The organism is Megasphaera massiliensis, from assembly GCF_000455225.1.
Taxonomy (GTDB): domain Bacteria; phylum Bacillota; class Negativicutes; order Veillonellales; family Megasphaeraceae; genus Megasphaera; species Megasphaera massiliensis.
The window spans coordinates 46,282-59,363 of the sequence record NZ_HF954559.1; the positions used below are offsets into that span (position 1 = coordinate 46,282).

13 protein-coding genes are annotated in these 13,082 nt (G+C 47.6%); 8 read left to right on the top strand and 5 right to left on the bottom strand.

What is annotated here, in order from left to right:
• Positions 1-21 precede the first annotated feature (21 nt).
• A complete protein-coding gene (locus tag TX77_RS11780) occupies positions 22-900 on the bottom strand; it encodes an ROK family protein (RefSeq protein ID WP_044505284.1) in 879 nt (292 codons plus the stop codon).
• 125 nt (positions 901-1,025) lie between these two features.
• Here TX77_RS11780 and TX77_RS11785 point away from each other — a divergent pair, with 125 nt between their 5' ends.
• Positions 1,026-2,870 (top strand): alkaline phosphatase, encoded by a 1,845-nt coding sequence (locus TX77_RS11785; RefSeq protein ID WP_176698869.1) that lies wholly within the window; start codon positions 1,026-1,028, stop codon positions 2,868-2,870.
• Positions 2,871-2,965: 95 nt separating this feature from the next.
• Here TX77_RS11785 and TX77_RS11790 read toward each other — a convergent pair whose 3' ends face one another.
• The 3 genes from TX77_RS11790 to TX77_RS11800 all read right to left on the bottom strand — a co-directional run bounded on the left by TX77_RS11790 (position 2,966) and on the right by TX77_RS11800 (position 5,085).
• Positions 2,966-3,802, bottom strand: coding sequence for an Mrp/NBP35 family ATP-binding protein (locus TX77_RS11790; protein WP_044505285.1), 837 nt, complete (start codon positions 3,800-3,802; stop codon positions 2,966-2,968).
• On the bottom strand, positions 3,795-4,160 hold the full coding sequence (locus TX77_RS11795) for a DUF134 domain-containing protein (protein WP_044505286.1): 366 nt from the start codon (positions 4,158-4,160) through the stop codon (positions 3,795-3,797). The genes TX77_RS11790 and TX77_RS11795 overlap by 8 nt, the downstream gene beginning before the upstream one ends.
• Positions 4,161-4,317: 157 nt before the next feature.
• Positions 4,318-5,085, bottom strand: a complete 768-nt coding sequence (locus tag TX77_RS11800; protein ID WP_044505287.1) for an SDR family NAD(P)-dependent oxidoreductase — start codon at positions 5,083-5,085, stop codon at positions 4,318-4,320.
• A gap of 326 nt (positions 5,086-5,411) precedes the next feature.
• Between TX77_RS11800 and TX77_RS11805 the strand changes: the two genes are divergently transcribed.
• From TX77_RS11805 to TX77_RS11835, 7 genes are all read left to right on the top strand, one after another.
• The gene (locus TX77_RS11805; RefSeq protein WP_230198142.1) at positions 5,412-6,431 is read left to right on the top strand and encodes a TRAP transporter substrate-binding protein; all 1,020 of its coding nucleotides are present in this window, start codon (positions 5,412-5,414) and stop codon (positions 6,429-6,431) included.
• A 14-nt stretch (positions 6,432-6,445) separates the two neighbouring features.
• A complete protein-coding gene (locus TX77_RS11810) occupies positions 6,446-6,949 on the top strand; it encodes a TRAP transporter small permease (RefSeq protein WP_044505288.1) in 504 nt (167 codons plus the stop codon).
• Position 6,950: 1 nt separating this feature from the next.
• The gene (locus TX77_RS11815) at positions 6,951-8,225 is read left to right on the top strand and encodes a TRAP transporter large permease (RefSeq protein WP_044505289.1); all 1,275 of its coding nucleotides are present in this window, start codon (positions 6,951-6,953) and stop codon (positions 8,223-8,225) included.
• Between the two features lie 15 nt (positions 8,226-8,240).
• Entirely contained in the window at positions 8,241-9,023 is a 783-nt protein-coding gene (locus tag TX77_RS11820) for a 5-deoxy-glucuronate isomerase (RefSeq protein ID WP_044505290.1), read from the top strand.
• A gap of 17 nt (positions 9,024-9,040) precedes the next feature.
• Positions 9,041-10,009 (top strand): C-terminal binding protein, encoded by a 969-nt coding sequence (locus tag TX77_RS11825; protein ID WP_044505291.1) that lies wholly within the window; start codon positions 9,041-9,043, stop codon positions 10,007-10,009.
• A gap of 21 nt (positions 10,010-10,030) precedes the next feature.
• Positions 10,031-10,636 (top strand): cytidylate kinase-like family protein, encoded by a 606-nt coding sequence (locus TX77_RS11830; protein WP_044505292.1) that lies wholly within the window; start codon positions 10,031-10,033, stop codon positions 10,634-10,636.
• Between the two features lie 142 nt (positions 10,637-10,778).
• Entirely contained in the window at positions 10,779-11,477 is a 699-nt protein-coding gene (locus TX77_RS11835) for a FadR/GntR family transcriptional regulator (RefSeq protein WP_049917372.1), read from the top strand.
• Between the two features lie 102 nt (positions 11,478-11,579).
• Here TX77_RS11835 and TX77_RS11840 read toward each other — a convergent pair whose 3' ends face one another.
• Positions 11,580-13,025, bottom strand: coding sequence for a sigma-54 interaction domain-containing protein (locus TX77_RS11840; protein ID WP_044505294.1), 1,446 nt, complete (start codon positions 13,023-13,025; stop codon positions 11,580-11,582).
• Between the last annotated feature and the right edge of the window lie 57 nt (positions 13,026-13,082).

The window sequence follows — 13,082 nt, forward strand, 5'->3', positions numbered from 1 at the left end:
TTCTTTGTTGTCGGAAAGAATCTATCCGAGCGCTGATTTTTTATTTTTCAATACATATAGAGCGCCTAACAAGCCGGCGTCGTTTTGGAGTCTTGCAAAGGCGAGGCCTTTTGGGGGAAGCATCCGTTCCGGCAGACGGTCTGACAGGGCCTCTTCAAGGGGCTGGCGGATGATGGATTCCCGGTTCATGATGCCGCCGCCGAGGATGATTCGTTCGGGATTGAAGAGACTGATGATATTGGTGAGGCCGTCGGCCAGATTCTGACAGAAGATATGAAAACAGCGAAGGGCCTGAGCATCGTCGCTTTCAATCAGTTGGAAGGCCCGGTAGCCGTCCATTTCGTTGGGAGGAATGCCTTTTTTGCTGGCGATTTCACGGCAGAGAAAGGACGCCGAGGCGACGTCGTGGAACCGGCCTGTCGGGAGGCTCATATAGGCGATTTCTCCGGCAGCATGAGTGGCGCCGTGGAGTACCCGACCTTCTTCGATGATGGCTCCGCCGATGCTGGTGCCGACGGTTACGGCAAAGAAAGACGAGACGTCCTTTCCGGCTCCGAGCCAATATTCGCCAAGGGCGGCGCAGTTGGTATCGTTTTCGACGCTGACCGTGAGTTTAAATTCTTCCTCTAACATCGTTTTCCACTGCGTTCCCGTATAGCCGGGGATGGAGAGGGCGTGCTCTACCGTGCCGGATTCGGTGTTTACAATGCCTGCCGTCGACAGGGCGATGCCGGCAAGAGATACTTCTTTCTGCTGCTGTCGGACAAGGTTTCGGACCGCAGCGACGATGGCCGGGCCGTCTCCGGAAGGGATGAGGCCTCTTTTGTGGAAGCGGCCTTCTTCATCGATAAGGCCGAATTTGATTGCCGTTCCGCCGACATCGAAGCAACTGTACATCATTATAGTTCACATCCTTTTTACGAAAGAAAGTTAACTTATACAAATATTATACATGGATTTGACAATTTCTATGTAAAAGGCCCCTATACTGTTCTTATCAATGTAGTCTTTTAGGAGGTCATGATATGAAACGACAATGGTTAAAAAGAGCAATTCTTTCTATGGTAGCTTGTGGTTCCCTGTTGGGCGTCGTCCCGGGCGTACAGGCAGCCGATGTCCGGATTTTACCGGTAGATACGGCTAAATTCTTGGCAGGTGCTAAATTCGACTTTGATGTTGAAGTTTCTAACGCGAAAGACTTGAAGAACGTCGATATTACGATTAATGGTCAGAATGCCAATCAATTTTTCGGACAGAAAGTAGAAGGAAAAGATTTGGGCAACGGTGTTGTTTCTTATCGTGTCAACCAGGTAAATTTCCCGAAGACCGGTAAATATACGGTCCGTGTTTCGGCTACCGATGCTGACGGCACCAATTCTGCCGATGCACGCTATACGGTTGTTCAGGAAAAAGCTCAGAAACAGGCTAAAAACGTCATCCTCTTCGTCGGTGACGGCATGTCCCTGCAGGCTAGAGAAATGGCTCGTATCATTTCCAAAGGCCTGACCAACGGGAAATACAACGATCTCTTGGCTATGGAAAAAATGCCCCATAACGCACTGATCACGACCAGCGGATACGATTCCTTGACGACGGACAGCGCTAACTCGGCATCGGCTTATGCTACGGGTCATAAATCGGTCGTCAACGCCATGGGCGTTTATGAAGACTCGACAAAGGATCCTATGGATGATCCCCGCGTTGAAAACGTTGCCGAAATCCTGAAGCGTACGCGCGGCATGTCCATCGGTGTCATCACTCAGGCTGAATCTACAGATGCTACGCCGGCCGCTATGATTGGTCATACGCGCCGTCGTGCTAACCAGGATTTATTAGCTTCTCAGTACTTGGAAGACTATCATCGTCCGGACGTCATCATGGGCGGCGGTTCCAGCCGTTACATTCCGCAGACGGAAAAAGGTTCCAAACGCCATGACAATGAAAACGTCATCCAGGAATTCAAAAATAAAGGCTACACCTTCGTTACGAACTCGAAGGAAATGATGGCTGCCGACAGTAATAAACCGCTCTTGGGCCTCTTCCATCCGAGCACGATGAACGTTTATATCGATCGTGAAATGCTCAAGAATCCTGAAGTATTAGGTAAATATACGGATCAGCCGAACCTCATCAACATGACGAAAAAATCCTTGGATATCCTCAGCAAGAATCCGAAGGGCTTCTTCGCTATGATCGAAGGCGCATCCATCGATAAACAGCTCCATGCCATGGATTGGCAGCGTGCTACGTACGATACGATCGAATTCGATAAGGCTATCGAATATGCTCAGAAATGGAATAAGGAACACGGCGATAATACCTTGATCATCGTCGTTGCTGACCATGCTCACGGTGCTTCCATTACCGGTACCTACCATGAACACGACGGCAAGAAGGGCATTGAAGCTGTCCGCACCTATGCCGATTCCATCTTCCCGACCTTCAAGGATGCCGACCACGACGGTTTCCCCGATAATCCGGATCCCGATGTAACCTTGGCTGTTCAGTATGCTAACCATCCGGAATATTATGAAAACTACCACTTCCAGCAGAAACCGACCTATCCGACGATTTCCCAGACGGTTACCAAGCAGGAAGCTCAGGTTGCCGGCGATAAGACCGAATACCATCAGGTTTCGACCGTCGTTGCTAAAGGCAATCCGGCTCGTCACCACGCAGGCGATCCCATGGAACTCGTTCCGGCCAACATCCCTGCTACCATTGGTGATGAAACTCACGCAGCCGATGATGTACCGTTGAATGCAGAAGGCCCGGGTTCCGAATACTTCAAAGGTGTCATGGACAATACGGAAGTATTCTTCGGTATCATGCGTGCCCTTGGCGTCGACGCTACGAAAAACGCAAAATAAAAACGGACTACGATAGCAAGGCTTATCTTGCTCGGTTACACCGCCGTTTCATAAAAAATGCTGCCGCAATTCATATTGCGGCAGCATTTTTTTGCTTACTGACCGAGAACGCTGTCGAGGTAGGCAGCGGTATCCGATAAGAAGCTGGCCGGATAACCTTCGATATCGCCCTTATCGCAGTGAGCTGCGAATTCCGGATCGATGGGCAGTTTTGCCGTATGAGGAATCGAATATTTCTGCGCCGATTCTTCGACATGGCTGTGTCCGAAGATTTCGTGTTTTTCCTGGCAGCTGGGACATTTGAAGTAGCTCATGTTTTCAATCAGGCCCAAGACGGGAACGTGCATCATTTCCGACATGTTCAAGGCCTTTTCAACGATCATGGAAACGAGTTCCTGAGGAGACGTGATGACTAAGATGCCGTCGACGGGTAAGGACTGGAAGACTGTCAAGGGGACATCTCCTGTTCCCGGCGGCATGTCGACGAACATGTAGTCGATGTCGCCCCAGATGACGTCGGTCCAGAACTGTTTAACGGCGCCGGAAATGACCGGTCCGCGCCATACGACCGGAGCCGCGACATCTTCCAACAGCAGGTTCATGGACATGACTTTGATACCGGTCTTGGTCGTAACGGGGTTGATGCCGTCATCGTTGCCCGTGGCATGACCGGTCAAGCCGAAGACTTTCGGGATAGACGGGCCGGTGATATCGGCGTCGAGGATAGCAGTTTTAAAGCCGCGGCGCTGCATTTCTACAGCCATCAGGGACGTAACCAAGGATTTACCTACGCCGCCTTTGCCGCTGACGACGGCAATGACGTGCTTGATGTGAGAACCTTCGTGAGGCGCTGCCTGGAGGCTCTGAGGCTGGTTGCGCTGTGCGCAGGAGCTGCCGCAGCTGGAACAGTCGTGTGTACAATTTTCACTCATTGGGATCATTCTCCTTTGAACTTTTCTTTCCGGCACGGCAGCAGTCGTGATGGCACGAGCCGGAACGTTCACAAACTTGAATATGGCCGCCTTCGATGACGAGGTCTTTGCCATGAATGAGGGCGTCGGCCAGTTTGTGGCGGGCTGAATTATAAATACCGGTCACCGTCGTGCGAGCTACATTGATCTGAGCTGCACACTCTTCCTGCGTCAGTCCGACCCAGTCGATGAGTCGGATGACTTCATATTCATCGATTCCCATGGCAACCGTATCGTCCGACTGACGTCGGTCAACCGGTCCGAAGGCTGATGAAACGGGCAGTGAACAAACACGTCGGCACCGCGGTGGTCTCGGCATAAAATCCCTCCTTTACGCTATTTATTATAGTTAGATAGCTGACATATGTCAAATTATGTCAAGGAGGGATTTGGCGGCATCCGATGAGGAAAATAATCATAGGACGAACGTATTTAGTATTGTAAATAAAGGCTGAATCGACAGGTGATTTGGCTCCCTAGCGGACGAGATAAGCCCCGTCGACGGGGATGATGGCCCCGTTTAAATAATTCGAAGCGGCACTGGCCAGGAATACCGTAATGCCCTTCATATCATCGGTGGTGCCCCAGCGTTTGGCCGGGATGCGGTCTAAGATTTCCTTTTGACGGACTTCGTCTTCAATCAGCTTGGTGTTCATTTCTGTGTCCATGTAGCCCGGCGCGATGGCGTTGATGTTGAGCCCTTTACCGGCCCATTCGTTGGCCAGGGCTTTTGTCAGTTGGGCGACACCGCCTTTACTGGCAGCATAAGCCGGGACGGTGTACCCGCCAAAGAAGCTCAGCATGGAGGCGACGTTGATGATCTTGCCGGACTTTTGGGCCAGCATCTTGCGGCCGGCGAGCTGGCACAGTTGAAATACCGTGTTTAAATTGAGGTTCAGGACGTCATGCCAATCGCTGAGAGGGAATTCTTCACAGAAGTGACGGCGCTGCATGCCGGCGTTGTTGACCAGGATGTCGATGCGGCCGTCTAAGGCAGCCAGGGCCTTTTCGAAAATAACTGGGACCTGTTCCTGATCGAGTAAGTTGCCTTGTAAGGCCAGCATGGAAAGGCCTTTTTGCCGACATTCGGCAGCCGTTTTTTCGGCACGGGAACTCGAACCGATGATCAATACCGTAGCGCCGGCTTCGGCTAACCCTTCTGCCATACCGCGGCCTAGCCCGCGACCGCCGCCGGTTACAATAGCTGTTTTTCCTGTTAATGCGAAATCGTTTAAGATAGACATAAGATATTCCTCCTATAAATGATATGATGAAAATGTTGGTTAATAATTGAAACATGATGTAATCATCATATGAATTATCAGCGCTTGTAACTCTATTTTATAAGATAATCGCAGAAAACTCAAGTGAAAATATGGCTTCATTTGATTAGATTCTCAGACATATAATGATATATTTAATAAAAATAGGTAAAAATACAGATAAATCATAAAGTTAATAACGTCTATTACAATATAGCAAGAATCCTACCTTTATATTGACGCCGTATATTCATCCGATGTATTATTAAAACACAGAGAGAAACATCGGACGAAAAGGAGGGGTTCTTGTGAGAAAGTTTTTATGTATTTTTATTACCGGTCTGATGCTTATGACCTTGAGCGGATGTGCGGGACAAAAAGAAGCACGGGTTTATACCAAGGAAAAGCCGTTGGTCCTTCGCATGTCTCTGACGGATGGTGAAGCTACTTGTTACTACCAAGGGGCTAAAGAAGTTTCAAAGCGGGTCTATGATAAGACGGGCGGCAGAATTCAGATTAATGTCATTCCCGGTGCTGCCTTAGGCGGTGAGCGCGGGACTACAGAGTTGGCTATGAATGGGGATTTGGATATTGCTACTGCGGCAAACTCGGTCCTGAGCAACTGGATTCCTGAAATGGCAATTCTGGATCAGGCCTATCTTTGGAAAAACAGCAAAGAAGCCCATGCTGCTGTAGACGGAGATATCGGTAAGCTGATTGAACGGGAAGCGAAAGAACGGATGGGAATCCATGTTATCGGGTATATGGAATCGGGGTTCCGCGACGTATTTTCTGTGAAACCGATTGAAAAACCGGAAGATTTCAAGGGCGTAAAGATTCGGACGATACAGAATCGGTATCATATGGCGGCCTTTAAATCTTTTGGGGCCATGCCGATTGCCTTGCCGTTTGGGGAACAGTTTACGGCACTGCAGCAAGGCACCATCGATGCTTGTGAAAATGGTGTCAGCGGCTGCTACACCAATGGTTTTTATGAAGTTACCAAGAATATCACCAATACACATCATGTCTTCGTATATATTTTGCTGTGCATGTCTGATAAATCGTGGAATGCCATTCCGGAAGATTTGCGCCAACCCTTCTTGGAAGGGGTCAAAGAAGGCTGTGATGCAGAACGGCAGTTCTTAGTCGAAGCCAATGCAGATGCAACGGAAAAACTGAAGGAAAAAGGCGTCGTCTTCCACGACATCGATCGGGATCAGTTGAAGGCTCTTTATCAGAAAGAAGCAGCCGCGGAAGGATTTACCTTCGATCCCGTATGGCAGCAGGCTGTTGACAAAGCTATCGAAGATGCAAAATACATGTAGGCGGAGGTGTGATCATGAATGGAGTATTGAAAAAGCTGCAATCTATTGAAAATTTGATTATCGTCATTTCTTTTGCTGTAATGGTTATCTGTTCTTTTTCATCGGTCATCAATCGTAACTTTATCAAGCTGTCTCTGCCGTGGCTCGATGAACTGTCAACCTTTGCTATGATTTACATGGTTTTGCTGGGAACAGAAGCCGGTCTTCGTGATGGTTCACAGATTGCTGTCACTGCCGTGGTGAACCGCTTCAGCGGCTTGTCAAAGGCCTTGATACAGATTCTTGCCAAAATCGTCACGACGATTTTTTCCGCTGTTGTGCTGTACTACAGCTGTTATATGACAGCCGTACAAGCCCAATCCGGTCAGGTAACGGCAGCCTTACACGTTCCGATGGCCATTCCTTATTTGGCACTGGTAATCAGCTTTGCCATCATTACCTGTGTACAGGGAGTCAGTGCTATTATAATGATTACCCGTCTCAGGGCCTCCGGCGCTGATGTGAAGGGAGGAGAATAATATGGTAACAGCCTTACTGTTTGGTGGGATGATTCTGTTTTTGGCCATGGGCGTACCTATTTCGTTTACCTTAGGCGCAGCCGTCATGGTGACGATTTTCTTGGCACCTGATTTTATGGTCACGCCGGGTATTATCCCTCAGCGTATTTTTGGCGGTCTTGAATCGACGTCTATTATGGCTATCGCCTTCTTTATACTGGCCGGCAATATCATGACGAAAGGCGGTATTTCAAGCTGTATCGTAGATTTCTGTAATTCCATTATTGGTAATATCCGCGGCGGCATGTCTTTTGTATTGGTTTTAGCCTGCGCCTTTTTTGCCGCCCTGTCGGGGTCAGCTCCGGCAACGGTCGTAGCCATTGGCGTCATGCTTTATGCTGATATGGTTAAATTAGGGTATCCCAAAGAACGCGTAGCCGGTCTTCTGGTCGTGTCCGGTGGTTTGGGGCCGGTTATTCCGCCGAGTATCATCATGATTGTTTATGGCACGATTACCGGGGCCTCTATCAGCAAAATGTTTAAAGCCGGTCTTGGCATCGGTATCCTCATCATGGCTATTTTGATGGTCGTCTGTTTCGTATATTCCCATAAAGAAAAGTGGCCTAAAAATGCCAAGCGCGTCAGCTTGAAAGAAGTATGGGGGTCTTTTATCCATGCCATTCCGGCCTTACTGCTGCCGGCTATTATTTTAGGCGGGATTTATTCCGGCATTATGACGCCGACCGAATCGGCTTCAGTTGCCGTCGTCTGGTCCCTGATCGTCAGCTTCTTCGTATATAAAGAAATGACAATCAAAGACTTATGGCCCATTTTTCTGGATTCTGCAAAAGGGTCGGCGATGATTTTATTTATCATCGCGACTTCAACGGCCTTCTCTTGGATTTTTGCTTATTCCGGTATTTCCGGTGAGATGGTTGATTTTATCCGCAGCCTGAATCTCAATCCGACGTTGTTCTGTATTCTCGTTGCCTTGTTGCTGCTGGCATTCGGTACTTTTTTGGAAGGCACCGCTATTTGCGTCCTCTTAGTGCCTATCCTTTGGCCATTGGCCCATGTCGTAGGGGTCGACATCATTCACTTCGGCATGATTGTTTGCATTGCCAATGTCGTCGGCACGATGACTCCGCCTGTTGCCGTCAATATCTTTGCAGCGGCATCTGTAACCAAGCTTGATATGGGCAAGATTGTCAGTGGTGAAATTCCTTTCTTCATTGGCTATGTAGCTGTTTATTTTGCGGTCGTACTATTCCCTGTATTTACGACACTGTTTTTATAAGGAAAGGGGATTATAATGAATATGAATGAGATGATGTCTTGGCGTGTTCAATCGCCGGACTCGATGGGGTTCCATTCGGTTATTACACCGGATACGGCAGCTTGCCGGGTTGCCCAAATGTTTCGCTTGAACCTTCCTAAGGGGGCCTCCTATCATCTGAAGGATGATGAGCGGGAATTGCATGCTGTCTTGATCCAAGGTCGGGCCGTAATCGAACAAGAGATACTGGGAAAGGTGCAGTTGGAAAAATTAGATTCTTTCTATATTCCGGCGCGGCATTCCATTCAAATCACGGCCCTTGAAGAGTGTATTTTCTATATTGCCGGGGCTGTTTTTGATGGAATCGGTGAACCTCTCGTCCGTAAGTTCGACCGATCCCTTCCCATCGGCGATATACATCAGATTCATGGAGAAGGCCCGTGCCGCCGGGAAGTCATGTTTACCCTGGCTCCGACCGATAAGGCGTCACGGTTGATTTGTGGTCTCACCTGGGGCGGTGACGGTTCATGGACGAGCTGGCCGCCGCACCAGCATGAAAAATATTTAGAAGAAGTCTACTGTTACTTTGATATGCCGAAACCTAAGTTTGGTTTCCATATCAGTTATAAGAACAGCGGCGACGTCGATGACATGGTCGTCCATCCCGTTTATTCGGGGACGATGGTCCAGGCGCCTTGCGGATATCATCCGACGATCGGCTGCCCGGGCAGTCAAAATGCCTATTTCTGGGTTTTGGCAGCCTTTGACCCGATGGTGCGCAAATATGATTTAGCAGAATCTGATCCTATGAGAGTTTAAGAAAGGGTGTTGAAATCATGGCATTTAAAGTGTATGTAACCGATTATGATTATGGAACGTTGGATCCCGAAAAAAACGAAGTCGCTAAAATCGGAGCCGTCTTAGTTCCGACTCAGTCTAAAACGGAAGACGCGATTATTGAAAACTGCAAAGACGCAGATGGCCTGCTCAATCAATATGCACCGATTACCCGTAAAGTCATGGAATCGCTACCGAACTTGAAGGTCGTCGGCCGCTATGGCGTCGGCGTCAATACTGTCGATCTTAAGGCTGCGACGGACTTGGGGATTCAGGTTGTCAATGTACCGGATTTTTGTATGGATGAAGTGTCGAATCAGGCGATTACTTTGATGATGGCCTGCCATCGGAAATTAAACATATTGAATCATCAGACTCGTCACGGGGGCTGGGATTATCAGATTGCCAAACCGATTCACCGCCTCAACGGACAGACCTTGGGACTTTTAGGATTTGGTCGTATTCCCAGAATGGTTGCTCAAAAGATGAAGGCCTTTGGCTTGAAAATTTTGGCTTACGATCCCTATGTTTCTCCTGAAGCGGGAGCCAAGGAAGGTGTTGAAATCCTGCCTTTGAAGGATGTTTTGATGCAGTCGGATATCGTTTCGGTTCATGTACCCTTGACGAAAGATACGGAAAATCTGTTAAATGACGAAACCCTTTCCTGGATGAAACCGACGGCCATCGTCGTCAATACGTCGCGCGGACCTTTGATTGATGAAGCCGCGTTGTATCGGGCTTTGAAAGATGGAAAAATCGGCTATGCCGGGTTGGATGTTACGGTCCATGAACCGATTGAAAAAGATAACCCCTTGCTGACCTTGGATAATGTCATCATTACGCCACATATTGCCTGGTATTCTGAAGAATCGGAAATCGATCTGAAAACGAAGGCTGCACGAGGCGTTGCCAAGGTTTTGAATGGCGAAAAGGCAAAGTATCTCGTCAACAAGGATGTCCTTAAATAGCAGTCGGGAGGAGATGAGACCATGAACGCAGGTACGGTGATTGCCATCAGCCGCCAATATGGGAGCGGAGGCAGAGAACTGGCGCAGATTCTGGCAAAAAAATTGGGGATTCCCTTATACGACCGCCAATTGATTCATATCGCAGCTGCTAAAATTGGTATCGACGATATGAAGGAAGGGGACTTAAAACAGCTCGAAGAAGAAATCCCGCCCCTTTCCTTGAAATTTATGCCTTTCTATATCTTTGGCATGCAAGGCGAGAAGCCTTTAAATAATAAGATGTTTGAGGCTGAATCCGAGGCCATCCGGCAATTGGCCAGAGACGGGTCCTGCATTATTTTGGGACGGTGTGCAGACTACGTTTTAAAAAATTTCCCCAATACCTATTCCTTTTATATCTGTGCCGACGATGCCTATCGGACCGAGCGCGGGAAAAGCGTATATGATGGAAAGTCGCTGCAGGAATTAAAAGAAGAAGACCGTAAGCGCGGTCAATACTATACGTATTATACGGGGAATCTGTGGGGAGATCCGGCTAATTATACGGCGGCCATGAACACCAGCCGCATGACCTTAGAAAAAGGCGCCGATTTAATTATCAATTATATTGAAACCTTACAGCAATAAGGTCATATGAGAAAAAAAGCTGCCTTAAGGCAGCTTTTTTTACAATGTCTGATGGATTTTCCTGTTTCTACTGTTTTTTGTCTGATATATCTGTTATCCTATAGATATTAATCAGTGATTGCATGCCAGTAAGGAGTTTTATATGGTTAATTCTAAGTCCTCAAAATCTAAAATTGAAGAAACGGCTAACAATATCATCGATTTTATTACGTCGCGACAAATGCTTCCCGGGGATAAAATGCCGACGGAGCCGGTGTTGATGGAAAATTTGAATGTCAGTCGTTCGACTCTGCGGGAGGCGATTCGAGCATTAAGCGCCCGCAACATCCTGGAAGTACGTCAAGGTTCGGGCACCTTCATCGCCAAACGCTGCGGCGTTCCCCTGGATCCCCTGGGACTGACTTTTATCTATGATGATGACCGCCTGGCCATCGACCTGCTCGACGTTCGCTTAATGATTGAGCCCCAGACAGCGCTATTAGCGGCCCTCCACGCGACGGAAGAACAATGTCAGGAATTATTGAAACAGTGCGCTCTGGTCGAAAAACTGATCCAAGCCAATCAAGATTACGAAGAAGAAGATATTGCCCTTCATATGATGATTGCCGAGGCCAGTGGGAATCGAGTCCTGAGTAATTTATCCTATATCCTTCATACGTCGGTTAAAAAGAATATCGTATCGACGGAAGATGCCCTGAGGGATAATAATACCCTCGTTTACCATCGCCGTCTTGTCGATGCCATTGTCCGCCATGATGCAACCGGGGCTTATAACGCCATGACGATTCACGTAACGATGTTGTGGGAATTTATTTCGGCTAAATTAAATTCAAAGGAATAATGGGCTTTAACTAATGATTAGCCGCCCTCAACTTTTTGAATCGGACAGATGGTCAGCGCTTTTCTTTTTACGATTGATTTTGTCATGGGAAGACCTCCTTTCCTAATGTTGAGCCTCATATTGCTTTCGTTTTCTAACAAAGGTTGAGGGCGTTAATCCTAGGTTTTTGGACGCTGTTCGGACGTTTCCGAACATTTTATATGCATTTTGAATATAATTATATTCAATCTTTTCCAGTACCTCTTTTAAATTGATTGGAAATTGAATGGGCGGTGCGGCAAAGTCGGCCGGTTTATTTTCAACTTCCTTTTCTTTGATGATTACGATGGGTTTACTGGCCGGGTGAATGTGGAGATCTTCTGGTTGTATGGCGTCGGAAGAACTGATGATGATGGCCCGTTCGACAATGTTTTTTAGTTCGCGAATGTTTCCCGGCCAATCGTACTCATGGAGCAGCTGCATCGATAAAGGGGTCAAATACTTTTTCATTTGATACCTTTGATTCAGCTTTTCTAAAAAAGATTTTGCTAAAGGCTCGATGTCTTTTTTTCGCATTCGTAATGGCGGGATCGAAATTGGAAAAACGGTGAGTCGGTAATAGAGGTCTTCCCGGAATGTTCCGTTTTTTACCATTTCTTCGAGATTTCGATTGGTTGCGGCAATGATCCGGACGTCGATTGTTATGGGTTTTGTGCCGCCTACTCGCATGATTTCCTGTTCCTGTAGGGCACGCAGCAGCTTTACCTGCATATCTTTCGGGAGTTCCCCGATTTCGTCAAGAAATAAGGTCCCATTATTGGCGAGTTCGAAGAGGCCGATTTTACCACCTTTATTGGCACCGGTAAAAGCGCCGCCTTCATATCCGAATAACTCGCTTTCAATGAGGTTTTCCGGGATGGCGCCGCAATTCACCTTTATGAAACTTCCTTTTGATCGCAGGCTGTGCTGGAAGATATATCGCGCCATGACTTCTTTACCGACCCCGGTTTCACCAAATAGGATGACCGAGGTGTCCATTGAAGCAACGCGATTGGCCAGTAGCATAGCGGCCAAGGTCGTTTCATCTTTTGCGATGATTTCGTGAGTTTCTTCTGCCGTCGTTTGTAAATGCTCTAACTCTAAAGCTAAACGGTCCATAGCGGCCGTTTTTTCTTGTACAACGGCTTTCAAATTGTAAATTTCGGTTAAATCTCGGACATTGGTCACGACCATGATAAAGTTTCCGTCTTTATCAAAAATGGGAGAGCTTGTTACTAGAGCTTCTTTTCCGGAACGAAAACATTGTTGCAAGGTAACAGGCTGCTTGGTTTTGATGACCTGGAGCGACCCGGACTGAGATATTAATTTATCGCGGACCAAGTCGGCCATATTTTTCCCGATGACTTCCTCTTGCTTTAATCCGGTAATGATTTCATAGGCATGGTTGATGCGGAGTACGTTGGCTTTTGCATCAGTAATGAATATACCGTCAAAGGAATGCTCTATAATTGCGTTTAAACGCTCCTGGGCCTCTGAGAGCGTGGAAAAAATTTTAGCGGTAGTTGTCATAACTATTGTCTCCTTTAAAATGGGTAATAAAGGAGTCCCAATGGGGCTTCTATAATT